Origin of the sequence: Pseudoalteromonas sp. BSi20652 (genome assembly GCF_000239855.1) — a bacterium.
In the GTDB taxonomy this organism is placed as follows: Bacteria; Pseudomonadota; Gammaproteobacteria; order Enterobacterales; family Alteromonadaceae; genus Pseudoalteromonas.
Genome location: NZ_BADT01000161.1, coordinates 1 through 26757, shown reverse-complemented (window position 1 = coordinate 26757; position 26757 = coordinate 1). Strand labels below are relative to the sequence as shown.

Genomic DNA, 26757 nt, shown 5'->3' with positions numbered 1-26757 from the left:
ATTATGGATTACGGAACATACAGAGGCATTTTGACTCTGGTAATTTTAGTATTGTTTATTGTGATTGTTGTATGGGCATACAGCAAGCGTAGCAAAAATCGTTTTGATAGCGCTGCTAATGCCATTTTCGAAGATGAAAAAAAACATAACAACACACTCTCTAACGAGGAAAAGGAGTCTGAAAAATGACTAGCTTTTGGAGTATTTGGGTTATTGTATTAACCCTTGCATGCTTATGCATCATCTTTGGCTTATTAGTTTGGAACTTAAAAAACTATGCTGGCGTAGAAGAAGGTGAAAGCTGTGGACATGAATTTGACGGCATTGAAGAGCTAAATAACCCACTACCAAAATGGTGGACTTACATGTTCTTCGCTACTTTTATTTGGGCTGTTGTATATTTAGCTATGTTTCCAGGTTTAGGTAACTGGGAAGGTTTAGGTAAATGGACGAGTTCTAATCAAGGTATTACCTCTTTAGCCGAATCTAAACAAGCAGTTGCAGATGCAAAAGCAGATGGTCGCTTTGTGAAACTTGATAAAGAATACGAAGCTGCAGAAGAACGCTTTGGTCCTATTTTTAATCGACTTGCACAAGTACCTGTTTTAGATTTAGTTAGTTCTAAGTTTGAAGGTGACGCAGCGCAGCAAATTGCGCTTGAAAATGGCGATAAGCATGAGCAAACAGATGGTCAATTAGCCATTGAAATTGGTCAGCGTTTATTCTCGCAAAACTGTTCGCAATGTCATGGCTCTGATGCGCGTGGTGGAACTGGCTTCCCTAACCTAACTGATAAAGATTGGTTATATGGCGGTACACCAGACAAAATTAGAGAAACATTATTGCTTGGTCGTATTGCTGCAATGCCAGCTTGGGGCGCTGCTCTTGGCGAGCAAGGTGTTAAAGAAATGACAGCACATGTGCTGAGCCTTTCTGGTCGTACTGTTAACCAAAAAGACGCAGAGGCAGGTGCCGCTAAGTTTGCAATGTGTGCCGCATGTCACGGTGCTGACGGTAAAGGGTCGGTTGCACATAACCTTCCATTTGGCGCACCCAACTTGACTGATAATATTTGGTTATACGGTGGTTCTCAACGTGCTGTTGAAGAAACGCTTAACCACGGCCGTGCTGGTGTAATGCCTGCATGGAAAGACATTTTAGGTGAAGATAAGATTCACTTATTAACAGCCTATGTTTACAGTTTATCGCAGGATAAATAAGTATACGGTTAATAAAATGTTTATAAATTAATTTATTTAATTCAATAGATTAATCCAGATCAAAAAAGCCTCCACTGTGAGGCTTTTTTTTAGTCTTTTACGTATAATTCCTATAAAATAACGCTTCCTAAACTAATTTTAGAGACACTATGCAACCTACTCCGTGGTATAAAAATTTTTGGCCTTGGTTTTTAATCTTTTTTCCGTTAGTTGCCATTATTGGCTGCATTAGCTTATTTATTACAGCAATAGGTAACGGCCCTGATATGGTTGTTGACGACTACTACAAAAAAGGTAAAGCTATAAACTTAGAACTTACAAAGTTTGAAAAAGCAAAAGCGCTTTATCTACATGGCGACTTAAATGTCACTAATGAACGTGTAAGCTTTAAATTTACCAAAGGCGACACCAGTAATATAAATGCATTAAAACTGTCGTTCTATCATCGCACCATAAAAGAGCACGACTTTGAGGCAACGCTCACTCCAAATGCAAATCAAGAATTTACTGCACTACTTAATGAGTATACAACCGGTGCCTACTCAGTCTTTATTGAGCCAATAGATGGCAGTTGGAAAATGAAAGAAAATATAGCATTACCAACTGAAAAAGCCGTTTTAGTTACCCCTAACTATAAGTAGTTATTACTATGTCTAACTCTTGCTTTCATTGCCTTGAAAGTGTACCTAACGGATTTAGTGCAAACGTTATAATTGACGATAAAGCGCAGCCAATGTGTTGCATTGGCTGCCAAGCTGTTGCGCAAAATATTGTTGACCAAGGTATGACAGATTATTATAAATACCGAACCGTCCGCGCAGGAAAAGTTGAACAACTAGTACCTGAACAACTCGCATTTATAAAAAGTTATGACAACGAAGACATTCAAGACGAATTTATAGCCACTAACGATAATATCTCAGAGGTATTGTTAAGCGTTGAAGGTATAACCTGCGCAGCGTGTGCATGGCTTATTGAAAAACAACTCTTAAACCTAAATACTGTAAAACGGGTTGATGTAAATACATCCACCAATCGCGCGATGATTCAATGGGACAAAACCAGCACTCCATTGAGTGAAGTTATTACTGCACTTGCTAAGATTGGTTATAAAGCCTACCCATTTCAAGCTGATATTGAAGCCCAACAAAAACAACAAACTGCCAAGGCTTATATTCGCCGCTTAGGTGTTGCAGGTTTAATGACCATGCAAGTTATGATGTTTGCATTTGCCATGTACTTTGGCATGTTTTCAGGCATGGACAGTAACTTTGAGCAGTATTTTAGATGGATTAGCTTAGTACTGGCCACACCCGTTATTTTATACAGTGCACTGCCCTTTTTGACCAACGCTATAAATGGCTTAAAAGCTAAACAGCTCAATATGGATTTACCCGTATCGCTCGCTATTTTTGGCGCTTACAGTGCAAGCTGTTACGCCACATTTATGGAAGTGGGCGAGGTCTATTTTGAATCTGTGTGCATGTTTACTTTTTTACTGTTATTAGGTAAATACCTTGAATTTAGAGCGCGTTTAAAAGCCAGTGAATTTACTGCCAATTTACAAAAATTATTACCATTAACAGCCCGCACCATTAACGAAAGTGGCGAAGAGCTTATAATTGCAGCCAAAAAACTAAAACTTAATGACGTAGTACTTATTAAAGCCGGCGAAACAATTCCTGCCGATGGCGAACTAATTAAAGGTAAAACCACAGTTGATGAGTCAATGATGACGGGGGAACATCAACCCGTTACAAAATTTATTGGCCATAATGTCTACGCCGGGTGCGTTAACCACGACGGCGTTATTGAAATAAAAATTAATAAAATTGGTCAAAATACACTTTTAAATCAAATTATACGTTTGCAACACAACGCATTAACCAAGCGCCCTAAACTAGTTGAAATTACAGATAAAGTAGCGCAATGGTTTATAGCGTGTTTGCTTATATTTGCTTCACTTACAGCTATTGGCTGGTACCAAATTGATCCCGAACATGCATTTTGGATCACTATTTCGGTTTTAGTTGCTACCTGCCCATGTGCGCTGAGTTTAGCCATACCTACCGCGCTTACATGTGCAGTGGCAACGCTTACTCGCAAAGGCGTATTAATAAAACAAGCGCATGTCCTCGAAACACTCTCACAAATTACGCTATTTGCATTTGATAAAACAGGCACACTTACGCAAGGTAAATTTAGCCTTGATGAAGTAGATATAATCGATAAACAATATACAAAAGCGCAAGTGCTCGATATAGCTGCCATGTTAGAGCGTTATTCTGAACACCCCATCGCCAGTGCATTTGATGAAATTACACCTGAGCATCACCATTTTGATAATGTTGAAGTACATCCAGGGCTGGGAATTAGCGCACAAGATGAAAACAATCATTACGCCATTGGTAAAAGTGGCTGGTTTGATAGCAAAAAATCAAATGCACAAGCAAGCTTGTATATAAATAAGCAGGTTGTTGCACGCTTTTACTTTGTTGATAAAGTGAAAAACGATGCTAAAAAGCTTATAGACTCACTTCAATCGCAAAATTTAACGTGTCATATGTTAACCGGTGACGCGTCAGATGCAGGGCAAAAAGTAGCAAAACAACTTAAACTTGAAAGTGTGCAATCTGGATGTTCACCACAAGATAAACAAACAGCCGTTGAGCGTTGGTCTTCACAAAACGAAATCGTTGCAATGGTTGGTGATGGTGTAAACGACAGCCCGGTATTTGCCAGCGCGCACTTATCAATTGCTATGGAAACAGGTGCAGACATATCAAAAAATAGCGCCGACGTCGTGCTGCTTAATAGCGATTTAGCCTCCATTGGTCATTTACTTAATGTTGCCAAACAAACCAGACGTATTATTAAGCAAAATCTTGCACTGTCTTTGTTGTATAATGCTTCTATATTACCACTTGCAGCGTTGGGCTTAGTTGCTCCTTGGATGGCTGTTATTGGCATGTCTGCCAGCTCAATTATTGTGATTAGTAATTCACTGAGGCTATTAAAGTTATGAGCATAATTTACATTTTGATCCCCATTGCCATTTTGTTTGTCATTATTGCTATTGGTGTGTTTTTTTGGGCTGTAAAAAGCGAGCAGTTTTCTGACTTAAACAAGCAAGGTCATAGTATTTTGTTTGAAGACGACAAAGAGCAACATAACAAAAGTAATGATTGACCCTCTTTATACTAGCGCATTTTTAATGGGGCTAATCGGTAGCGGTCATTGCATTGCTATGTGTGGCGGTATTGCAAGCTCATTACAACTGGCAAGTGACAAACGTAAAACATTGACCTATTCATTTGCTTATAATATTGGCCGTGCACTGAGCTATATGGCAGCAGGTGCACTTGTTGCTGGTATTAGCAGCCAATTTGCAAGGCAAAATACCTCCTTCTCTTTAGTACTTTCGTTCATTGCAGCTATTTTTATGCTCCTAGTCGGCGTGTATATAATGCGTTTGGGCCCTACGTTGCAATGGTTAGAGAAGATTGGTAAAACCTTGGTGTGGCAACACATTGTTAAGCTGAATAAATATTTAATGCCTATTAACTCTCCTTTTAAAGCCCTAGGTTACGGTGCTTTGTGGGGATGGCTGCCTTGTGGTTTGGTGTACTCTGCCTTAACATGGGCCATGACTAGCCCTAGTGCCTTAGATGGGGCGTTAGTAATGCTTTGCTTTGCCCTAGGTACTTTTCCGGCAATGATCACGTTAGGCGTTACCGCACAAAAACTAAATAGTATTATTAACCATCCTTGGACCCGAATTGTATTAGGTAGTGTCATAATCTGGTATGGTATCTATCTATTGATTATTGCAACCGATAAGCTAGTGCATTAATCTTAATAACGTCGTGTACAAAATTTAAACGGATTGAATTATGGATTTCTCTCAAAGTCGTGCTAAAGGAAATTGTGCTATTAGCTGTAATAATTGCAGTATTAGTCAATTATGTTTACCATTTTCACTAAATGGTCAAGAAATGGATAGGCTTGACGAGATCATTGAACGGAAAAAACCTCTTCATAAAGGCGATTTTTTGTTTGAATCTGGTGCATCGTTGAAAGCTATTTATGCCGTGCGTTCTGGTTCTTTTAAATCATATACGTTATCGGAGCAAGGCGACGAGCAAATTACCGGCTTTCACTTAGCTGGCGACTTAGTTGGTTTTGATGCAATAAGTAAAATGACGCACCCTAGTTTTTCACAAGCACTCGAGACGTCGATGGTATGCGAAATTCCATTCGATACGCTTGACGAACTATCGGGTAAATTACCAAAGCTTCGTCAACAAATAATGCGTTTAATGAGCACGGAAATTACATACGATCAAGAAATGCTGTTGTTACTTAATAAAAAATCAGCTGAAGAACGCTTAGCGAGTTTTATTTATAACTTGTCAGAACGTTTTGGCGAGCGTGGCTTTTCGCGTAAAGAATTCAGATTTACAATGACCCGTGGTGAAATTGGTAATTACCTAGGTCTAACAGTAGAAACCATAAGCCGTTTATTAAGTCGTTTTCAAAAAGCTGATTTAATTAAAGTTGAAGGTAAGTTTATTACCATTTTAGATAATGATGCCTTAGCTAAAACAGCCGCAATAATTAAACCTTGCTAGTTTATTGAGTAGACTTGATATTTTGATTTAGAACAATAAATTATGTGCTAGCCCTTTAACTGTTTTGTATTTAAGTTACACTAAAATACACCCGTTAAGTAAATGGAGTAGCACATGAACACGATTAAACGCATTATTGCAGTTATTGACCCCACCAAAGATGATCAACACGGCTTAGCACGTTCAATCGATTTAGCTAAAAAATCTGGGGCAAGTATTACCGCCTTTATGACGGTTTACGACTTCTCTTACGAAATGACTACAATGCTCTCTGGTGATGAACGCGAAGCCATGCGCGCTGCAGTCATCAAAGACCGTGAGCTATGGCTAGAAGATTTAATTTCTCCTCTCAAAGATGTAAATATTGAAACCCAAGTAGTTTGGCATAACCGTCCATACGAAGCCATAATCAATACTGTAATTGAGCAAAAATACGATTTAGTCATTAAAAGCACTCACCAACATGGTGCACTTAAATCAGTTATTTTTACCCCTACCGATTGGCACTTAGTACGTAAATGCCCCGCACCTGTATTGTTTGTAAAAGAAATGGCGTGGCCAGCAAACGGTAATATTTTAGCGGCTATAAATGCAGTGAGTGAAAATGAAGAACACATAGCACTCAACAAACGTATTATTAAAGATGCGCTGTTTTTATGTGAACTCGCCAACGCAAAACTTAATTTAGTTAATGCCTACCCTGCAACACCTATCAATATCGCCATAGAAATCCCTGAGTTTAACCCCAATATTTATAACGAATCGGTTAAACAACACCACCGTGAATCAACCAATACACTCGCTGCTGAATTTAAGTTAAACCAAAACCAATGTTTTATTGAAGAAGGCCTACCTGAGGATGTAATTCCTGATGTAGCTAAGCGATTAAACAGCGAGTTAGTCGTTATTGGTACTGTTGGTCGCACCGGCTTAAGTGCCGCTCTCGTTGGCAATACAGCAGAGCATGTAATTGATAGCTTAGATTGTGACGTACTGGCGTTAAAGCCTGATGGTTATGTTAGCCCTTTGGCAAAGGGTTAATTTTAAGCCTTATGTACAAGTTATAAGCGAGTTATTTTTACGTGTTAATAAGGCATGTTTAAATCAATTTTAATTACATCCTAAACTCGCATATTCAAGTGGTTTGGGTATAATACGCCCCTTAATTTTTAGCAAATAACCTTGCTGTATTGTTTTACTAGGGGGCGTAATTGTCACACTCAGATCAAGCTAAAGCGCAATTTAACTTAAATAAGCTTCAAAAGCGTTTACGTCGCCAAACTGGTCAAGCCGTTATGGACTTCAATATGATTGAAGAAGGCGACCGTATAATGGTCTGCCTTTCTGGTGGCAAAGATAGTTACACCATGCTAGAAATGCTGCAGCATTTAAAACGTGTAGCACCAATAAAATTTGATTTATTTGTTGTAAATCTTGATCAAAAACAACCAGGCTTCCCTGAGCATGTTTTACCCCAGTACCTTGATAAATTAAATGTTGAATACAAAATTGTAGAAGAAGATACCTACAGTATTGTTACCGATATTATTCCTGAAGGTAAAACAACCTGTTCACTTTGCTCACGCTTGCGCCGTGGTATTTTGTACCGCACAGCAAAAGAATTAGGCGCGACTAAAATAGCGCTTGGTCATCACCGAGACGACATGATTGAAACATTGTTTTTAAATATGTTTTACGGTGGAAAACTAAAAAGCATGCCAGCCAAATTGATGAGCGATAACGGCGAGCATATGGTCATTCGACCGCTAGCATACTGTAAAGAAAGCGATATAAGCCAATACGCGTTTGCACAAGGTTACCCTATTATTCCGTGTAACCTGTGTGGTTCACAAGAAAACCTACAACGTAAACATACAAAAGCAATGCTGGCTAAATGGAATACAGAGCACCCTGGTCGTATCGAAAGTATTTTTACTGCGATTCAAAATGTAGTGCCTTCTCATTTAGCTGATGCCGATCTATTTGATTTTAAAAACTTACAAACAGGCGAAGTCATTGATGGCGGCGATATAGCGCTGGATAAGCCAGATATTCCTAAAGTGCCTGTTAATAGTGAACTTGACGAAGAAGAATCACCAAACGTAGTAACCCTAAATTTAAGCTAACTAAATTTAGGGGTTTGTATTTTATACAAACCCCTAAATATTCCTATGGGTAGTTCTGCGCTACACCTTGAGATTTTTTACGAAGAGCAAACTAAGCCCACTAGCCGTTAACTTTTAGTTCACTGGTAAATTGCCCAATAGCGCTCACTACTTCTTGCGCGCCTTCTTGAATTTCCTGCATTACATCACCCGACTCTTTAGATAATGCTAAACCTTGCTCTGCTTTTTCTTTACCTTTTTCAATTACATCAACCGTATTTTGTGTTTGTGATTGATTACGCTGTACTACTTCTACTATTTCTTCAGTCGCTTTTGAGGTACGCGATGCAAGCAATCTAACTTCGTCAGCTACAACAGCAAATCCTCGACCTTGCTCACCAGCTCTTGCCGCTTCAATGGCGGCGTTTAATGCCAATAAATTTGTTTGCTCAGCAATACTGCTGATGCTTTGTACAATACTCGATATTTGTTGCGACTGCTGATCAAGCGCTGAAATTTCACTCGCAGCTTGCTCCATGTTAATAGCCAACTCAGTCATTACAGCAACTGTATTTTGTATAACACTCGCACCTTGCGCTGCTTTTTTATCTGTTTGTGTTGAGGTGCTATAAGCAATCTCGGCGGCTTGTGATATGGCAATTTCTTGATTTACTTGATCCGTAATAACAGTCGCGAACTTCATTACTTTATAAAGCTCATTCGCGTCATTTGAGATTGGGTTATATGACGCTTCTAGCCAAACAATGTTGCCATGTTTATCTACGCGCTTAAAACGCTCAGCAATAAACCGCCCTTCTCTTAATTTGGCCCAAAATTGCAGATATTCTTGAGAATTATATTCTGAAGCTTCACAAAATGTCCGATGGTGCTTTCCTATTAACTCACTTTCTTGGTAGCCCATTGCTGCTAAAAACTGATCATTTGCTTTTAAAACATGGCCCTCTAAATCAAATTCAATTACCGCCATAGAGCGATATATTGCTTTAATAGTGTCGCTTTGCTCGCGAGAAGCCGTAATAGTTTTCGTAAGCACAGTCCCAAATATAGAAAAATAGAGCAACTGATCTTGCTCCCCTTTTACAGGATGTACTATTAAACGTAACCATTCAGCTTTGCCATCACGCCGTATTATTTGTAATGCGCCTCCCCAATGCCCTTCTTTTTTTATTGCTTTTTCTAAATTTTTATACTCATTTGATTGACGAGACTGATCGGTTAGAAAATCACTAAATGGGTTGTTAGTTAATTCATCATCACTGTAACCTAAAAACTCTAACAGCTGATCATTGGCGTGCGAAATTCGCCCATCATAGAGGATATTGAGTACCAACATCTCACGGTAAAGTCCTTCCCACACTTGCTGTAGTGGGTAAAGTTCAGCTTTTAATGATGCTATTTCGTTTTGTTTACTGTTAGAAAAAAACATTAATATCCCTGCTAATCCGTTCGATATAAAATTAATTTAAATATAGAAGATATTTACCATAACGCGATAAATAACAACAACCTTAATAGTTTTAAGGGATGTTGCCACTTAAAATAAACCGAATACTTGAAACTTAAAAAATACACAAACCAGCACATTTTTAGCCTTCATTACTTTAATATAGCCCATTTATAAGTCAAATATTTGTCCGTACTACTCGTCAAATTTATGTATTAAACCTATTAAAATGTTCAGTTACTTAAGTCATCATTGCATAAATGCTGCACTAACTGAGGTAGTAACTTATCGATGCATGATACCGATTGCGCACTGGTATGATTTACTAACACCCAGCCATCAGTTCCCATCATCTCAAGCGTTTGTATATCTATATTTTTTATATCGGCACGTTTAACACAATATTTACCCGAAACACGAAAAGTACCAAAATCAGTCTTTAAACGACTAATTTTAAAATTATCGTTCATAAAACCTCACATTTTTAGCCGTTCATACAAGCCCGATGCTCTTGATACACTTTTATTCATTGCAAGTAGTAATACTTTTTTGTCAGCCACCAGCTCAAAGGTGTTTTTAGCGCGGGTTATTCCCGTATACACTAATTGCCTGTTAATACCGATGCGCGCTTGTTTTAGCGGTGGCAGTACCATGGCTGTGTAGCTAAACTCTGAACCTTGTGATTTATGAATGGTCATTACATAGACTTTATCGTGCGCTGGGAGTCGTGCGGGCGAAAACGTTCGCTGGTTACCTTGCTCATCAATAAATATGGCTTTAAGTTGCCCACTTTCATCGGGCATTAAAATACCAATATCACCGTTAAATAACTTAAGCTGATAATCGTTTTGGCTCACCATAATAGGCATGCCTGTGTAATGGTTTGTATTAGGGCTTACGGTGATTAAACCTTGCTGTTGCAACACACGCTCTATTCGCTGATTTAAGCTATGCACGCCGTAATCGCCCTCTCGCACTGCAGCTAAAAGCTGATAACTAGCAAAAGCAGTATGTACTTGTGCAACACTTGCACCTTGAGCAATTAAGTTAAGGTATTTTGCATAATGACTTGCTGCACTTTTAACGAGCTTTTCAATTGGTTTTGCTACAAAGTCGTAATCTAAAATTACATCGTTAAAGCGCCCTTCAGTACTTTGATGCTCAACGTAATTTAATATACCGGTGTTATTGGTGTTTACCGCAAGTGCGAGTTGACCAATGCCGCTTTGTGCGTCAAATCGATAACTGTGCTGTAAAAAGGCAATGCAATCTGCGAGTTTAAACTCACTTACGCTTTGCGCTACGAGCTTAGGCTCATTATTAAAACATAAGCTATTTAGCTCATCACAACGTGCTTGCGAGTAGCTTGGCGTTTGCCCAAGTGTTAAACCTTGGCATAAATCGCTCATTACGCTGCCGGTATCTACCGAGGCAAGCTGATCTTTATCACCTAGGAGTATTAATCGCGCGTGCGCGGGCAGTGCTTCTATTAATTTAGCCATCAGCGATAAATCGACCATACTGGCTTCATCAATAATTAGTACATCTAAATGCAGCGGATTGCTTTTGTTATGCCTAAATTTATTAGTAAACGGTTTTACACCTAATAAGCGATGAATAGTTTGAGCGCTTTGCGGGATCAGCGTTTTTATATCATCAGGAATCGTTGTGAGCTTATTTTTGGCACCTAAAATAGATTCACTTAAACGTGCAGCTGCTTTACCAGTGGGTGCCACCAGCTTGATGCTAAGCGGCGCGGTTTTATAAAGCGACTGCAAAATAGCCAGCAACTTAGTCACTGTGGTAGTTTTACCTGTACCTGGGCCACCCGTGATCACGCTAAAGCCTTTGGTGGCGGCAATCGCACACGCCACTTTTTGCCAATCAGTTTCAATTGTTGAATCAGCAGGAAAATAGGTATTTAAAAGTTCTGCCAATACTTCATTATTAATATTGAGCTTTCGCTCGCTCATACTTAATAGCCTGTCCGCGAGCGTTTGCTCATAACCAGCAAGGCGCGCAAAATAAAGTCGCTCGTTAAACAGTTGCAGTGGTTTATTTTCGCCTACGCTTTCATGGCTTTGTAAATAACTAAGCGCTGTATGTACATTAAAGTCATCACTAAACGGGCTTAGCGTACTGGGTACATTGCCATCGAGTTTATTAAAGTCACTGTTGCGCAAGTTAAAAGGATTACTCCAATCAACCTCATTTAAAGTTAGGCAGCTATGCTGGCTTTGCTGCGATAAGCACAGCAATAAAATAATATAAAACAGTTCATTGTGAGTTTGCTCAATGTCATTAGCACACAGTAATTCAGCGAGCTTCACATCAACTACACGCAGTCGATTTTGCGCTAATAAATACTCAAGTAACGGGACTTCGGTAATCGTATTATTTAACACAATGTCCTCTAATGGGGCATCTTGTGCTACATTTTTTGAAGTAAGAGGCTCTGCGGCTTCATTATTAAGTGTCTCGTCAATATCGTCAAACAATCCAGGTTGCTTATTTAAATCGCTCATAGCATAGCTCCTTGGCTAAATAAGCCATCTAAAATAGTTACTTGCTCTACAGTTAGCTTTTTAAAGTACACGCCTTGCCCTGCCGGCATTCCACGTAAAAACGTGTAATACACGCCGCCTAAATGGGTTTCTATTGAGTAATCAGCTATACGTTGCTTTAATAAACGATGCAGCGCTACGGTGTAAATTAAATACTGTAAATGATACTGATGACTGCTCATCGCTTGATCAAGCATGTCGCTCTCGTAATCAGCTGGCGTACTGCCTAAATAATTAGACTTATAATCTAAAATATAATATTTGCCTTGGTAGCAAAATATTAAATCGACAAAGCCTTTTAACAAGCCCTTTACGTGCGAAAATTCAAGCTTACTTTGCGTAAAGCCAAAATGTTTAACCAGCATTTCGTTTAGCTTAGGTGCACTTAAGCTCCCAAGTGGTAAATTAAATTCCATTTCGACTAGGCAATCTTTGGGTGTGAGCACACCCAATGAAAGAAGCCCGTTTTCTAAAGAGCTGTTATCTAGGGGGCATGCAAGAACATCAAGCACCCATTTTTCAGCCACTTCTCGCCATTGCTCACCTATGTGGTATTTTTCAAGGCTGCGCTTAACTACCTCAGATAAGTTTTGATCGCTATTAGTTGGGTGAACTATTGGGCTAGTAAAATCTATTTGTTCAAATATTTCGTGTAAACAGCTACCGGGCTTTGCCCCTTTAGGAAAACTATAAGGTGATGGTAGTTCGTCCTCTTGCACTGCAAACTCGTCTTTTTCGTGATCTTCATCACTTCGCCCTGGGGCTAATTGGTCGCTGTGCTTTTTAAAGCTCAATGCACTAAAGCTAGTTGCTCGCCAATTACGCTCAATGTTTGCTGTTACTTTATTAACACTTAACGTTTGCTGGGCACTTTCACTGTTATTAAAACAAAGTGTTCCCTGCTTTAATAACGTTTGTGAGGTAAATTGCTGATAGCTCATCGCGCTATTAGCGTCGCAAAACTCACTTAAATGCGTGCGCCATGTTTGGCTACTGGCAAGTTCAAGCCCTGCAAATAACACGTGTCCTAGTGCACTACTTTGCATAGCCAAGCGGCTACTTTGTCCTTGCCCAATGTTATAAACACCAAGCGCACAAAAATGTACGGCGCGAGTAAGTGCTACATAAAGCAGGCGTAAATCTTCAGCTAGGCGTTCTTGCTCTGCTTTTTGAAGGGCATCTTCGTCTTTACTTAAATCGTAAACTAGCTTGCCATTATTATGATAAAGCGCTTCTTTTGTCTCGCGATAGCCACTGGCAAACGGCATAAATACCAAAGGGTATTCAAGCCCCTTTGAGGCATGCATAGTGACAATTTTAACTAAGTTGGCGTCACTTTCTAGGCGCACTTGTACTGTTTCGCCATCTTGTTGGCTTACCTTCTGTGCAAACCAGCGCAGCAAACGCAGCGTACCTTCAAGCTCTATTTGTTTTTGCTGAAGTATTTCGCCCAAATGCCTAAAGTCCGTCAGCCAACGCTCAACGTTATATCCCAATCCTTGCCATTTAGCGCTAAGCTGGTTATGGCTCATTAAGCGCTCAAGCATTGCCATAGCGCCTTGCTTGTTCCAAATGTGGCTAAGCTGTGCAAAAAAGTTTAAGTAGTCTTGCCATTTATTTTCATCATCAGCGAGTGCGTGTATTTCGTTATAACTTAAACAAAATAGTGGTCCGGCTAAAACACCGCGCAGCAATGACTCGTCATATTGACCATGCAGCGCTGTTAAAAAGTTAAGTAAATGATGGCTAAGCTCTTGGCTAAAAACGCTTTCTCGCGATAAATACACGCTGGAAATTTTGGCATCATCTAGCGCTTTTTTCATTATTTGCGCTTCAACACGGTCGCGCACTAATATACAAATATCAGCAGCACTTACAGGGTTACTGCCAATACACGCATCCCCTTGTTTTGCTTTTTCAAGCAGGGTCACTATTTTATTCGCAAAGTGAGTGGCTAAATGCGCTTGCCCTACACCTTTGTTAGTTGGTTTGTTCTTTTCATCGGCGGCTTCATCTACAAATACATTAAATTCGAATGCGGTAGCAGGTTTGCCATCAATTAAAAAAGAGTCATCCGCTTTTTTGCCTTTAGCAGCTACTGCGTTAAACGGTATGGCGTCGTTATAAATAAAGCTGTTAGCGTGTTTGCCAAATAAACTATTAACGCTATTGACTATATCGGTGCTTGAGCGAAAGTTAGTACCCAGCGTAAATTGCTGATCAGTCTGTACAGCTTCTTTTGCGCCAATATACGTAAAAATATCCGCGCCCCTAAAGCCATAAATAGCCTGTTTGGGATCGCCTATCATGGCAAGCGTGGTATTTTGTTGCCCATAAATTTTACTAAAAATACCGTACTGAATCGGATCGGTATCTTGGAATTCATCAATCATGGCAACCGGAAACAACTGCGCAATTTTTTGCGCCAGTACGTCGCCTTGCTCGTTATTAAGCGCACTGTGTAAATTGGTCAATAAGTCATCTGGGGTGATCACGCTTTGCTCTTGCTTGCGCTTAACTATTGCAGCTTTTACCCAGCGTGCTGCATGTTGTATAACTGCTATTTTAAGCCCTTGGTTTATGGTGTTATTAAGGGCGGCAAGCTCGTCAAACTGACTCAGTAATGGATGCACAAATAATGGCTGATTCTTTTTATAGTTGCCTGCATCTCTTAGGTTTTCTGTACTCCATACTTCAAACGAATACTTGTTAGTGCCAAATTCAAAAAATAAATCGCCGCCTAAACAAAATGCTTCAAGCGCACCCAGGCTGCCTTTTCGTGCTGGCGTTTTAGACCCGCTTAAACCCGAGCTTTTAATAGCACCGATAAACTCTTGCTCTAACACCGCTTTTTTAAATGCAGGCACAAGGGTTATGTACTCGTCACGGGCTTTCCATACATCATCTAAATTTATTTGTGGTGTAATGTGCGCATTAGCTTTGTTTAAAATGCTCGCCACTTGAGCGAATAAAGCCTCTGGTGCGGCAAATACATCTAAAATAGCATCGGTGCGTTCTTTATTAAGTGGGTATACAAACGCGCGCCAAAAATCTTTAATGGTTTCGAGCAGTATGTCGCGCTCATCTAAAATAAATTCGAGATTAAACGCCACACCCGACTCAAACGCATGTTGTTTTAGCATCCGCTGACAAAAGCCGTGAATGGTAAAAATAGCGGCTTCGTCCATTGATTTAGCAGCTGCATCGAGCAAATCAAACGCGCGGTGTTTATCGTCAATTTTGGCAATTACGCCTTCAATGAGTTCGTCATTTGGGTCTTGCCCAAGCAATGCGTCGCGCGCAGCAATAATTCGGCTGCGCACGCGGTCTTTAATTTCTTGGGTGGCAGCGTCGGTAAAGGTTACTACCAAAATTTGCTCAACACTGAGCGGCGTATTTAACTCACCCTCTATTTGCATACCTAGTAAGTAACGTAAATACAGCCCCGTAATTGTATAAGTTTTGCCGGTACCCGCACTGGCTTCTATTAAGCTTTGACCAATGAGCGGCATAGTAAGAGGATTAAGCGCTTGCATGGTCACTCTCCTTTGCGTGTTCAAATAAAGGCGTGAGCAATTTATCACTCCATTTTATAAATTCTTCTTGGCAGTCGTTTAGCGATTGCACCGTTAAGCGAATATACGGGTTTTCGCCCTCGCCTCGCCCTATGTATTGCGGGCTAAATTTGCTCATTGCTTTTGTTATATCGCCGCCGCTTTTAACGTATTCATAACCACTTACCGGAAAAAATGGCACAGGCTCTGCGCGCAGCGCTTTGTATAACTCAAACCAATCAAGTAACAATGCATCGGCATCAGCTTTATTAATTGGCGCAAAGGTAATTTGCTTATCGAGCCCAAGTAACAATGTTTCTACTTGTTGATCCATACTTTGCGCTGCAAGGTGATAAATAAAGCCTTTAATTAAATCTTTCGCTTTAATACTCGCACTGCGGTAAAACACTTGTTTTTGCAAATACACATGATTGAGCCAGCCCTCTATTTTAGTGCCTTCAATGGTAAGCAAAACTTCTATTGGCTCACTTTTTCCGCCTTTAATGTGCTCTTTTACTTGCCCTGCAAGCGCATCAACTCGGTGCTCCATACTCTCAAATATGAGGCTGCCTACATTGGCTTGAGGTAACTCACCCCGCTGCAGTATTTGCTCGGTACTTAGTGGTTGCTCGTTTATATTGGCTTTAAGTATTTCATCAAGGTAAAAATAACGGCGCAGCGCATCTAGGCTAAAGGGTTCTTCGTCTTTTGCTACTTCGTTAAATTGTGGCAGGCGTAAGCCCAATGTTTGTTGATAAAAGCTCTCTTGTGCGCTGCACACACTTCTAATAAACACATCGAGATCTAGCTGATCTGGCACAGTCACATCAAGCGCAATAACCGGCTGTGGTTTAATTGACTCACTTGGCAGCCAAATTGGATTGTAACTGTGGTTGCTCAGCACAGTACTAGCTTGCTCATCGGCTAAATAGTAATGGCTATTAAAGGGCTGTAAATGCTGCTGATTAATTAAACATGCTGGCAGCGTTTTTTCGCTTTTATCGCTTAATACAAAACTACGCCCAATATATTCTAACAGCTCACTTACAAGCGTTGATGGCATGCGCGGTTGGTTATCAAAACACGATCGACCAATGTAACTCATGTATAAGTTGTCGCGGGCACTTAATAGCGCTTCTAAAAATAAGTAACGGTCATCTAATTTACGTGATCGGTCACCTTTTTGCTTTTTAGAATAAGGCACTAAGTCAAAACCAATAGGCTGTACGTTACGCGGGTAGTCGGCATCATTTAAGCCAAGCATACATACCACTTTAAATGGTACGGCGCGCATGGGCATAAGCGTACAAAAGTTTACTTGCCCGACCAAAAATCGCTGCCCTACGCCTTTTTCTTGAATGCCTTGTTTAACTAAGTAACTGACAATACGCTGCGAAACCGCTTTGCTGTAATCGCCGTTGTCGTGGTGCTTTTGTAACTCTTCGAGCACGTTTTGAAGTACTAATAAATCCCAGCTGTCGTCGCTTTCACTTTCGTATATGGCGTTTAATAGCTCGCTTAAAATATGCGCTTTATTAGTGAGCGTATCATCGGGCGTTAGCTGCTCTTTAAAGCTTTGCAGTACATCAATAAAGTGCACGAGCTTATTGAGTGTATCAAGCGCCATGCCTTCTACTTCATCAGCGCTGTAAATACCGTTAAACGGGCATTGTTCGTCGCGCATGGCAATGCCAAGCAGTAAACGGTTGAGCCCGTGTTGCCAGGTATTTAAATCGATAGCGGGTAAATCAAAGCTGCTTTTATGCGCTGCGTTTATACCCCATTTAACGCCTACACGTTCAAGCCAATATTGAATTTGCTCGTATTCGTGTGCTTCAAGCCCAAATTTTTCGGCTATTTGCGTCACTTGTAATAAATCGAGAATATCCGACACACCAAAGCGCGAAAACGGTAAGTTAGCTAAACTCGCAAATGAGCTAAGCACGGGCTTTTCTTGCTCTATGGCTAAATCAGCCAATGCATAAGGAATAAAGCGGCTGCCTTGTGCCCCGCCAAATACGGCTTCAATATAGGGGCTGTAAGTGCCTACATCGGGCATCATGACAATTATGTCTTTGGGGGTAAGCGTTGGGTTTTGATTAAATAAGTTAAGTAAGTAGTCGTGCAAGCGCTCAACTTCTCTAAGCGGTGTATGGCAATCGCTTAGCGTAATACTGGTGTCGGTTGCGCTGATTGGTAATTTACCTTCGTCGTTTATAAACCACTCTTTGTTATCGGTCAGCGATTCACCTTTAAACGCAAGCTGATAAATCTCGCTTTGCACTTGCCCTAGTAAGGTGTCGTCAAACACATCAATAAAACCATCAATCCAACGGGCATCTAGCTGCACAAGTTGTTCAAAATAGTCGCGACCTAATTTACCCCACGACGACAACAACGGATTACCTATAAAGTAGTATTCTTCATCTGGATTGGTTTGTTTTTTTTGTTGCGCTTCCACCAGCGGCATTTTGGCGTATTTAGCGCTTATTTTAGCTGCTGTTTTTTCATCTATAATATCGCCCCAGTAATGCTCACTTGGGTTAAAAAAGAATAATATAACCTCGGTTTTTTTACTCAGCGCTTCAAATACGTCTAGCTGGGAGCTGGCAATCGCCGATATACCAAATAAGCTAATGCGTTGTGGCAGTAAGCTATTGTCCATCGTCTCAAGTGCTGTAAGTAATTGCCCTTGCATGTTAGCGCGATGAAATTGGCTTTGCCCAAGCTCTTGGCTTAGTTTTACAATGCGTCGCCATAAATCAGGTTGCCATGGGGCAATGGCTACATCTACGTCATCAAGCTCATCTTTGCCGCTATCCCATGTGGCTATCCAGTGCGGTCGGTACATTAAATATTGGTCGTACACATCGGCTATTTTTTCGCACAGCGCAAAGGTTTTTTGCCCGTCAATATCGCCCTCTAAATAGGTTTTTAGCGGCAAATATAACGGCTCGTCAATACAGTTTGGTAAAATTGCAAACAGTTTCCAAGCAAGGTTGGGTTTATTAAATGCCGACTCTTTAGGGACATTTGGCAGCAATTGCTGATACAACTGCCAAATAAAGCTCGACGGCAGCGGAAAATCCACCTGCGCTGCGACCCCTAAGTTTTCGCTCAAACCTATTTTTAACCACTGCGACATACCCGGCGATTGCACTAGCACTACTTCTTTGTCGAACGGGCTTTGCAATGGGTTTACTTTTAACAGCTGGTGGAACTGCGCTTGCAGGGCTTCCATCCGGTTTGATTGAATAATATTTAGCATATAACACTGACCTTTTTTGAGATAAAACCAGTGTAAGATATTTTCAATTGTAGGGGTAGCGTAAACGGGTAATTAGCTTTAATAAATCAGAGAGTTATAAAACGTTTTATTTATAAGCGCTGAAACAAAATAAGAAGATATATTTTATAGTTAAAAGCCCATCATTGATGGGCTAAAAAATACTTACTTTAAACTTGCTTAGTTATTAAAAAGTAGCGGTTAAAGTAACAGCGGCTGTACGAGGTGCTCCTATAAAGTAAGTAGTGCCATTACCTGTACCGCCTGCTAAATAACTTGTGTCGGTTATGTTATAAACTACAAATGCTATATCAACAGCTTTGAATGGACCTGCATCAACATTAGCCGAGTAACCCGCATTTAAGTCAAGCGAAGTGTAGCTATCAACTTCACCACGTTCGCCGGTATACTTAGCTGATAAACCAAAGCGAAAATCACCATTGTAGTAGTCTGTAGATAGCACAAACAAATCATCCACTGAGTCTATAACTTTATCGCCAGCTTCAAAACCCGGTGCATCACCCTTGTACTCTGAGTCATTATTTGTGTATGAACTGTACACATTCCATTCTGGACTTAGCATATAACTTGCCGATAGTTCTAATCCTTTAGACTCAATACCACCTACGTTTAAGTATGAACCATTAGTACCAATAGTGTAATCAATACCGCCCGTATCGCTGCCTGGTGCAATAAAGGTAATACGGTTGTTAAACTCAATTAAATAAGCCGTTGCCGTTAATTTTAATTCACTATTTTGATAACGTATACCTAGGTCAATATTTTCAGCGGTTTCTGGCTCTATAGCTGATAAGTCAGAGCTGTCGCGCTCAAGCACACCATCTTTAATCGCTGCAAAGTTTTCGCTGTAGCTGGTAAATAACTCTGTAGAATCATTTAACTGATACAAAATACCGCCACTGAAGAGTACATCAGAATCGCTATTTATTTTGGCTGTTGTTGCATTTTCATAATGGTCGTACTTTTCAATATCAACAAGGTACTTTTTAACACCTAAGTTAAGCGTAAAATCGCTAAGCACTATTGAATCTTGTGCATACCATTTAAACGTGTCGGTTTCAAACGTGTTTTTGTATTGAGTCCAATATGGCGAACTGTCATAGTGATGATATATGCGTGCATCTATAACTTTATGCCAATCACGCGACTCATCACGCTCGCTTTGCTCATACCAAAAGCCCGCTTCTATATCGTGATCGCCAAACGTAGCTTGGTAGTTTGCCGTTAAACCTAAACGATCTTTGTTGTAATGCGTATGGCGGTATGACATAACCGGTGTTGCTGTTGTATCGTAACACGCAGGATTTAAACCAGGACCCGACTCCCATGGCCAGCTCAAACTTTGCGTACAATCGGCATTTGGTGCAAGCGGGTTGCCTTCACTATCAGCAAAACCATAAGAGCCTGCATTAGTGCCGCCCTCTAGAGTTGGGTCGCCATTTTCATCAACAGGCGTTGTTAAATATGGTGGGATCCAATCGCCCCGCCCTGAATTTTTATGATAATAAGGACTTACTGTTAACAATGAGCTTGGCGAAATAGCGTATTCAAACTTTAAATACGCTAAGGTGTTTTCACGAAGCGTTCCCCAACCTTCTGCGAACATTTGGTCAAAATGTGGAACTCCCGTCCAATTCCATGTTAGCTGATCCCAATCTGGTGTTTGCTCAAACTGCTCAAGGCTTACACTGTTGTAATTTGTTTCACTTACATCATCGTAAGATAAACGCCCGGTGAGTGTTAAATCGTTAAAATTAGATACAAACTTAACTTCAGCATGTTGATTATCTTTACCGCCATTACTGCCTGAACCAATCCAGCGACTTGTATCTGTTTGCGAGTAACTAACATACGCGCGTGTATTACTAAAAATAGTGCCTGTTTCGTGTTTTACATAATAACGAGTGGCATCGTGGCTGCCTGAGGTATAAGCAAACGTAGTCGATTTTTCAAGGCTTGGGTCTTTACTTACAAAGTTAAATGTACCACCTAATGCTTCAAGCGAAGCCGACTTAATATCAGAGGTGCCTTGACCTACTTCAACCGTTGCAAGGTTTTCGCTGTCAAGATATCGGTTAGCTTTAGCGCCACCGCCATAATTAGAGCCACCATTGGGAATGCCATCTACCGTCATACCTAATTGCTGTTGGTTCCCATCTATACTAAAGCCACGCATTGTAATTGTAGTAGACCAATCGTCGCCACCAAACGCATCACCTTCGTTTATGCTAATACCAGGCAAGTTATCAATAACCGATAATATGCTTGATACCGAACTTTGTTGTTCAAGCATTGCAGGCTCAATAACATTATTAGCATAACTCGTTGGCTTAGCTATGACGGTTACTTCTTCTATGGTGTTGTCGTTAGCATAAGCAGAGGTTGATAAAGCCATGGCAATAGCCATACTCAAAAGCGATTTACTTTTTAAAGCGTACATTGTTGTCCCGTTTGATTTTATTAAAAATTGTTATGAAAACGGGCACAGTATGAATTTTAAATATGACAACGAGGATGAACTTTATTTACATAAAAATTAAACAAATATGGAAGATTTATGGCGGGAATATGTACAAAAAAAAGACACCCAAAGGTTTACCTTTGGGTGTCTTAATAACTATATAATTAGCTGTTATTTCAATTCAGCTAGCATTTCATCGCTGTACGGTACTAACTCTTCACCGTTTGCAACCTTGCTAATATAATCTGGATTTGCAATAAGTGGACGACCTATCGCTATTAAGTCAAACTTGCCGTCGTTAATCGCCTCTTTTGCTGTTTCAAAGCTGTAGCTACCCACACCAACTAATGTGCCTTTGTAACCTGCTCGTAAAAATTCAGAGGTTGTTTTGCCTTCAAGAGAATCAAACGTAGTGCTGTCGTCAAAAATTCCACCGTGTAGATACGCAAGCTCTCTCTTTTCAAGTTCTGGTAATAAATAATCAAATACCGCTTTATCACGGTTATCTTCGCTCATATTAAAGTAAGCACCTGGTGTTAAACGCAAAGCAGTACGCTCGTTGCCTACAGCAGCAATAACCGCATCTGTTACTTCTAGTGCAAAACGCGACATATTTTCAGGCGTTTGACCGTATTCGTCGCTGCGTGTATTTGCAGCGTAATGTAAAAATTGGTCAATTAAATAACCATTAGCACCGTGAATCTCAACCCCATCAAAGCCTGCTTCAATTGCGTTTTCAGCTGCTTTTGCAAAGTCAGCAACTAGGCTTTTAATATCATCAGTTGTGGCTGCTTTTGGTGTGATGTATGTAAGCTCACGCATACGTGGTACAGACCCTTCAACGCCAATTGCCGATGGTGCAAGTACATCGCCATCAAAAAAGTGAGGATGTGCAACACGGCCAACATGCCAAAGCTGTGCAAACATTTTGCCGCCATTAGCGTGTACTGCGTCAGTTACTTTTTTCCAACCTTGAATCTGCTCGCTGGTAAATAAACCCGGTGTATTTGGGTAACCTTGTCCGTCTGGACGAATAATAGTTGCTTCGCTAATAATTAAACCGATTTCGGCACGGCGAGCATAATAGTCAACTACATCTTGCGTTGGTACTAAGTTATCATCAGCCATACAACGGGTTAGTGGCGCCATAAGTACGCGGTTTTTAAGTTCTATGGTGTTATTTAGTTTAAACGGAGCAAGTAAATCAGTTGTCATTTTTCAATCCTTCATTAAATATGTGCCTACTACAATGTGGCCTTTTTACAAACATTCAAGCTTATTTTGAATGATCGCTCAAATTAGTGTGAGATTATACTGTTCAATACACAAAATCGATCTTAATTAATGAAATTAAATAGCAACTTTTCAACACTCTGTCATATAACTCGATATACTTGTGTGCATATAATTTAGATATACTAATTAAGAGTGAACTAATTATGACAACATCAAACCTAAGCGAACAACAAGCAATAATTTTAGGACTTGGAGCAAAAAAACGTCTCGCCTATATGTTCGAAACCGTGCAACAATTTAAACAAGTATGGATTTTAAACGACGATGATGGCTGCGTTATGCTAGCCAACGAAGATGACGACTGCGTTCCAGTTTGGCCTACTCGAGAATTTGCAGAAGCATGGGCAACTGGCGAATGGGCTGGCTGCAGCGCTAAAGCGATTCCTCTTGCAGATTGGTTTAGCCGCTGGACACCGGGTCTTGAAGAAGATGACCTACTTATTGCTGCATTCCCTACTGAAGACGACGACGGAACAATATTGTTTTCAGATGAATTTGAAAAACAATTAAAAGCACCAAAGAAAAATACTAACCTAAATTAAAGTACTCTATTGATCTTCAGAGATTGAACTACGTCAGTGTAGCTAGGTTAAGTTGTTTAATGTGTATATAAGAATAATTGTGCCTCACATAATTATTTAAACGCCAAACACACAGAGTACTAAGGTGTCCATCTAGGTTTAAAACAACATTTAAAACGCGACTACTGTAAATAAGTAAGTCGCTTTTTTATAGATAACACTTTTAATTTTTATTGGGCTAAACACGTTAATACACATACCATTTAAAAATTAATCGTGTAATCAATACACTCGGTGATCAGCTCCATCACCTTTAACGCAATCAACATTCCTGTTTTTTGTATTGTAATCTAAAACCAACCACCAAAAACTCAACCCTTATATCAGTTCAACATCGTATCGATGTATTAATAGCCCGTATCTTCAACAGCGCCTCAATATAATTTACTTAAAACAGAATTTTCAGCACCAGTACCATTAGTGTAATAAAACTGAGTTTTTAATCCCGCAGTTAAAGCTTTTAAATCAATACCTATAAACGCTTGCCATGTTTTTTGTTTTTATTAGGGCGTGTGGATCTTTGTGAATTGAACAAATTAATCATGAAAGGGCAATACGCGAGTTAATTAAAATTATTTACAAGCACATTTTTATTGTAAATAATCTTGTTTTATAATTTATATAAGCTACTGTCAATTATAAAAAAATCAACGTTGTAACCTTAAAAATAAGTGCTATATTTAGTCAAATAAAAAGATATACACAGTCTAATAACAACACAAAAAAGGGTGAGTTGATGAGTTTACAATATAGGGATAATAAAGGGGTAATGCTAAAAGTAGCAGCTCAATTTGTTATTCTCACTATTGGTATTATTTATACCTATACTCAGCACACTAAATATCAACAAGCGTTAGATTTAAAAGTTTTAACGGCTTTAAATAATCGACTCACTTCACTTAGCACAGGCATTAGTAATAAAGTAAACTTATACAAATATGGTTTATTTGGCTTAAAGGGGTTTATACACGGCATAGGCATAACTCATTTAAACTATGAAACAATTTCAAATTACTCAAATAGTAGAAATTACTCTTTAGAATTTCCTGGGGCAAATGGCATTGGTTTTATAAAAAAGATAACACCAAACTTACTCGAACCGTTTTTAGAATTAGCTAAAAATGATCGTCCCGATCAGACCTTTAATTTAAAAACATTATCTGTTCATGACAGTGACCTGTTTATTATTCAATATATATTCCCTGAAAAAAACAATGCACAAGCCATTGGCTTAGATATTAGTTCTGAAGACATACGACGTTATGTTGCATTAAAATCTGCTATAACAGGTCAAGCTCAACTCTCTGCCCCAATAACGTTAGTGCAAGCTGGTAGTAAAACTAAACAAGGGTTTCTAATTTTACTTCCTATTTATAAAGTAGCCACCACACCAATAAGTCAGCAACAACGACTTGAAGACTTAATTGGTTGGGCATACTCCCCTCTGTTAATTAATAATATATTAGACGCTTTGTCGGAAACAGATGAGAACTATTTAACAATTGCTGATATTAATAAAGACACTAAATTAGAATTTTTTAGTTATGGTGATAAAAATAGTAATTCTAAATTTAACGTATCAACTGTTATCCAAGTCATTGGTCGTGATTGGGAAGTAACACTTTATGGCTCTGACACTTTTATTAAAAATTTGGATTTACCTAATCGCTATCATGAACTCGTTAACGGATTATTTTTTACTATTATCGCCATTCTATTGGTATTTGCGATGCAACTACTAATACACCGTAAAACTCAAAGAACACTATTTGAAGCACAAGCGGCAAAAAAACATAAACATATACTCGAATTCGCAAATTCAAAATTAGAGACCGAAGTAAAGCTACGTACACAACAAATTGCAGAAATTAGTACTTTACAGCGTAGTATTTTAGACAGTGCGAGCTACTCAATTATTTCCACAGATAAAATGGGCCTAATTACTGAATTCAACCCTGCAGCAGAAAAACTACTAGGCTACAAAGCTAGCGAAGTCATAGGCATTGCTAATCCAGGGCTTTTTCATATAAAAGATGAAATTGTAAAAAAAGCAAAACAACTAACTAAAGAGCTAAAAAAACCGATAGAGCCAGATTTTAATACATTAGTCGTTAAAGCCACACCAACACAACCTGATGTAAATCAATGGACATATGTAAATTCGAGCGGTAAGCATATTCAAGTAAGTTTGAGCGTAACGTCTTTACTTAATAGTAAAGCACAAGTCGTTGGATTTTTAGGAATAGCCTTTGATTTAACACAACAAATAAAACACGATGAAGCCCTAGCTAAAGCAAAAGAACTTGCTGAGGAAAGCTCTAAAGCTAAATCAGAATTTTTAGCAAATATGAGTCATGAAATTCGAACCCCTATGAATGGTATTTTAGGGACTTTACAGCTACTACAAGAACAACCCCTTAACGATAAATCCAAAGATTTCTTAAAAAAAGCACTTTATTCTTCCCGATCGTTAACAATAATCATTAATGACATTCTGGATTTTTCTAAAATTGAGGCTGGCAAGTTATCCCTTGAAAATAAACCTTTTGAGTTAAGCGAGTTAATAAACCATTTAGAGTCAGATTTAAGTATTCTCTCCAACGAAAAAAATATTTATCTGCGCTTTACTTCTAATATTGGACATAAATATTGGATTGGCGATGCAGTTAGGCTCAGGCAAGTATTTTTAAACTTAATCTCTAATGCAATTAAGTTTACCCATTATGGCGGCGTTACCGTTGAATTTAAGTTAACGAAAGATAATAAAGTCTGTGGGATTATTTCTGATACCGGAATTGGTATTTCTAAAAATGTTATAAACAGATTATTTGAACGCTTTGAACAAGCTGAAACCTCAACTACCAGGCAATATGGTGGCACTGGCTTGGGGCTACCAATTACAAAATCATTGATTAATTTAATGAAAGGCGAAATTAAAGTCACCAGCGAGCTGGGCTCTGGAAGCCAATTTTGTGTCTATTTGCCACTTAAACAAGCAGATGTTAAACCAATAATTCTAAATACAAAAAATTTAGAATTCCCTAATTTAACCAATAAAACAATTTTAATAGCTGAAGATAACAAAATTAATCAACTTGTAGTATCAGCAATGCTTGAACCAACCAATGCAAATATAGTAATAGCAAAAAATGGACTTGAAGCCATTGAGTTATATACAAAAATAAAGCCAGATATTATTTTTATGGATATTCAAATGCCCAAAATGGATGGCTTTGAAGCATGCAAAAAAATTAAACAAGTAAATAGTCAGCAAATTATTGTGGCACTGACGGCAAACGTATTTACAGAGCAAAAACAGCTTTATAAACAACTATTCGATGGCTATGTTTCAAAGCCTATTGAAAAACAGGAACTAATTAAGGCACTACACATTATCAGCATAGGCAGAAGCAACTCAAACAAAATTTAAGCAAGTTATACATAGTATTAGATTAAAAAATAAAACAGCTTAAACCAACTCTCTGCGCTTTGTGATTTCAGGCATTAAAAACCCAGTAAAATTAATGACTGGGTTTAAGAATAATGGTGGAGGGAGAGGGATTCGAACCCTCG

At 39.2% G+C, this 26757-nt stretch carries 18 protein-coding genes; 11 read left to right on the top strand and 7 right to left on the bottom strand.

Features of this window, described 5'->3' with window-relative positions; all coding sequences use genetic code 11:
- The first annotated feature begins 3 nt into the window (after window positions 1–3).
- The 9 genes from P20652_RS18610 to ttcA all read left to right on the top strand — a co-directional run bounded on the left by P20652_RS18610 (window position 4) and on the right by ttcA (window position 7977).
- Window positions 4–189: a CcoQ/FixQ family Cbb3-type cytochrome c oxidase assembly chaperone gene (locus tag P20652_RS18610; protein ID WP_024597380.1), complete on the top strand. Its 186-nt coding sequence runs from the start codon at window positions 4–6 to the stop codon at window positions 187–189.
- Entirely contained in the window at window positions 186–1220 is a 1035-nt protein-coding gene (gene ccoP / locus P20652_RS05760; RefSeq protein ID WP_008170403.1) for a cytochrome-c oxidase, cbb3-type subunit III, read from the top strand. The genes P20652_RS18610 and ccoP overlap by 4 nt, the downstream gene beginning before the upstream one ends.
- Window positions 1221–1369: 149 nt before the next feature.
- A complete protein-coding gene (locus tag P20652_RS05765; protein ID WP_008170401.1) occupies window positions 1370–1861 on the top strand; it encodes a FixH family protein in 492 nt (163 codons plus the stop codon).
- Window positions 1862–1869: 8 nt separating this feature from the next.
- Entirely contained in the window at window positions 1870–4245 is a 2376-nt protein-coding gene (locus tag P20652_RS05770; RefSeq protein ID WP_008170399.1) for a heavy metal translocating P-type ATPase, read from the top strand.
- On the top strand, window positions 4242–4409 hold the full coding sequence (ccoS, locus tag P20652_RS05775) for a cbb3-type cytochrome oxidase assembly protein CcoS (RefSeq protein ID WP_002963071.1): 168 nt from the start codon (window positions 4242–4244) through the stop codon (window positions 4407–4409). Before P20652_RS05770 ends, ccoS begins: the two co-directional genes overlap by 4 nt.
- Window positions 4402–5073 carry a sulfite exporter TauE/SafE family protein gene (locus P20652_RS05780; RefSeq protein ID WP_008170397.1) on the top strand — a complete coding sequence of 224 codons (672 nt, stop codon included), beginning with the start codon at window positions 4402–4404 and terminating at the stop codon, window positions 5071–5073. The genes ccoS and P20652_RS05780 overlap by 8 nt, the downstream gene beginning before the upstream one ends.
- Window positions 5074–5113: 40 nt before the next feature.
- Window positions 5114–5851 (top strand): FNR family transcription factor, encoded by a 738-nt coding sequence (locus P20652_RS05785; RefSeq protein ID WP_008170395.1) that lies wholly within the window; start codon window positions 5114–5116, stop codon window positions 5849–5851.
- A gap of 114 nt (window positions 5852–5965) precedes the next feature.
- Window positions 5966–6892, top strand: coding sequence for a universal stress protein UspE (gene uspE / locus P20652_RS05790; RefSeq protein ID WP_008170393.1), 927 nt, complete (start codon window positions 5966–5968; stop codon window positions 6890–6892).
- Between the two features lie 170 nt (window positions 6893–7062).
- Window positions 7063–7977, top strand: coding sequence for a tRNA 2-thiocytidine(32) synthetase TtcA (gene ttcA, locus P20652_RS05795; RefSeq protein ID WP_008170390.1), 915 nt, complete (start codon window positions 7063–7065; stop codon window positions 7975–7977).
- 100 nt (window positions 7978–8077) lie between these two features.
- On the opposite strand, the gene P20652_RS05800 is transcribed toward ttcA, so the two are convergent.
- The 7 genes from P20652_RS05800 to P20652_RS05830 form a co-directional block, all read right to left on the bottom strand.
- The gene (locus tag P20652_RS05800) at window positions 8078–9403 is read right to left on the bottom strand and encodes a PAS domain-containing methyl-accepting chemotaxis protein (RefSeq protein WP_008170388.1); all 1326 of its coding nucleotides are present in this window, start codon (window positions 9401–9403) and stop codon (window positions 8078–8080) included.
- Between the two features lie 251 nt (window positions 9404–9654).
- Window positions 9655–9891, bottom strand: coding sequence for a hypothetical protein (locus P20652_RS05805; RefSeq protein ID WP_008170386.1), 237 nt, complete (start codon window positions 9889–9891; stop codon window positions 9655–9657).
- 6 nt (window positions 9892–9897) lie between these two features.
- Complete coding sequence (recD, locus tag P20652_RS05810; protein ID WP_008170384.1) at window positions 9898–11946, bottom strand: exodeoxyribonuclease V subunit alpha; 2049 nt, start codon at window positions 11944–11946, stop codon at window positions 9898–9900.
- Window positions 11943–15521: an exodeoxyribonuclease V subunit beta gene (recB, locus tag P20652_RS05815; RefSeq protein WP_008170382.1), complete on the bottom strand. Its 3579-nt coding sequence runs from the start codon at window positions 15519–15521 to the stop codon at window positions 11943–11945. The genes recD and recB overlap by 4 nt, the downstream gene beginning before the upstream one ends.
- Window positions 15508–18807, bottom strand: coding sequence for an exodeoxyribonuclease V subunit gamma (gene recC / locus P20652_RS05820; protein ID WP_008170380.1), 3300 nt, complete (start codon window positions 18805–18807; stop codon window positions 15508–15510). The genes recB and recC overlap by 14 nt, the downstream gene beginning before the upstream one ends.
- Before the next feature lie 205 nt (window positions 18808–19012).
- Window positions 19013–21286, bottom strand: a complete 2274-nt coding sequence (locus P20652_RS05825; protein WP_008170378.1) for a TonB-dependent receptor domain-containing protein — start codon at window positions 21284–21286, stop codon at window positions 19013–19015.
- A gap of 192 nt (window positions 21287–21478) precedes the next feature.
- Window positions 21479–22522 (bottom strand): alkene reductase, encoded by a 1044-nt coding sequence (locus P20652_RS05830; protein WP_008170375.1) that lies wholly within the window; start codon window positions 22520–22522, stop codon window positions 21479–21481.
- 224 nt (window positions 22523–22746) lie between these two features.
- Here P20652_RS05830 and P20652_RS05835 point away from each other — a divergent pair, with 224 nt between their 5' ends.
- Both P20652_RS05835 and P20652_RS05840 read left to right on the top strand, forming a co-directional pair.
- Entirely contained in the window at window positions 22747–23145 is a 399-nt protein-coding gene (locus tag P20652_RS05835) for a DUF2750 domain-containing protein (protein ID WP_008170373.1), read from the top strand.
- A gap of 775 nt (window positions 23146–23920) precedes the next feature.
- Window positions 23921–26614, top strand: a complete 2694-nt coding sequence (locus P20652_RS05840) for a CHASE domain-containing protein (RefSeq protein WP_033017677.1) — start codon at window positions 23921–23923, stop codon at window positions 26612–26614.
- The last annotated feature ends 143 nt before the right edge of the window (window positions 26615–26757 follow it).

Coding starts and splice junctions, on each gene's coding strand:
- P20652_RS18610 (WP_024597380.1), top strand. CDS start 4: ATGGATTACGGAACATACAGAGGCATTTTGACTCTGGTAATTTTAGTA.
- P20652_RS05800 (WP_008170388.1), bottom strand. CDS start 9,403: ATGTTTTTTTCTAACAGTAAACAAAACGAAATAGCATCATTAAAAGCT.
- P20652_RS05835 (WP_008170373.1), top strand. CDS start 22,747: ATGACAACATCAAACCTAAGCGAACAACAAGCAATAATTTTAGGACTT.
- uspE (WP_008170393.1), top strand. CDS start 5,966: ATGAACACGATTAAACGCATTATTGCAGTTATTGACCCCACCAAAGAT.
- recD (WP_008170384.1), bottom strand. CDS start 11,946: ATGAGCGATTTAAATAAGCAACCTGGATTGTTTGACGATATTGACGAG.
- recC (WP_008170380.1), bottom strand. CDS start 18,807: ATGCTAAATATTATTCAATCAAACCGGATGGAAGCCCTGCAAGCGCAG.
- P20652_RS05825 (WP_008170378.1), bottom strand. CDS start 21,286: ATGTACGCTTTAAAAAGTAAATCGCTTTTGAGTATGGCTATTGCCATG.
- P20652_RS05840 (WP_033017677.1), top strand. CDS start 23,921: ATGAGTTTACAATATAGGGATAATAAAGGGGTAATGCTAAAAGTAGCA.
- recB (WP_008170382.1), bottom strand. CDS start 15,521: ATGCAAGCGCTTAATCCTCTTACTATGCCGCTCATTGGTCAAAGCTTA.
- ccoP (WP_008170403.1), top strand. CDS start 186: ATGACTAGCTTTTGGAGTATTTGGGTTATTGTATTAACCCTTGCATGC.
- ccoS (WP_002963071.1), top strand. CDS start 4,242: ATGAGCATAATTTACATTTTGATCCCCATTGCCATTTTGTTTGTCATT.
- P20652_RS05780 (WP_008170397.1), top strand. CDS start 4,402: ATGATTGACCCTCTTTATACTAGCGCATTTTTAATGGGGCTAATCGGT.
- P20652_RS05805 (WP_008170386.1), bottom strand. CDS start 9,891: ATGAACGATAATTTTAAAATTAGTCGTTTAAAGACTGATTTTGGTACT.
- P20652_RS05785 (WP_008170395.1), top strand. CDS start 5,114: ATGGATTTCTCTCAAAGTCGTGCTAAAGGAAATTGTGCTATTAGCTGT.
- P20652_RS05830 (WP_008170375.1), bottom strand. CDS start 22,522: ATGACAACTGATTTACTTGCTCCGTTTAAACTAAATAACACCATAGAA.
- P20652_RS05770 (WP_008170399.1), top strand. CDS start 1,870: ATGTCTAACTCTTGCTTTCATTGCCTTGAAAGTGTACCTAACGGATTT.
- P20652_RS05765 (WP_008170401.1), top strand. CDS start 1,370: ATGCAACCTACTCCGTGGTATAAAAATTTTTGGCCTTGGTTTTTAATC.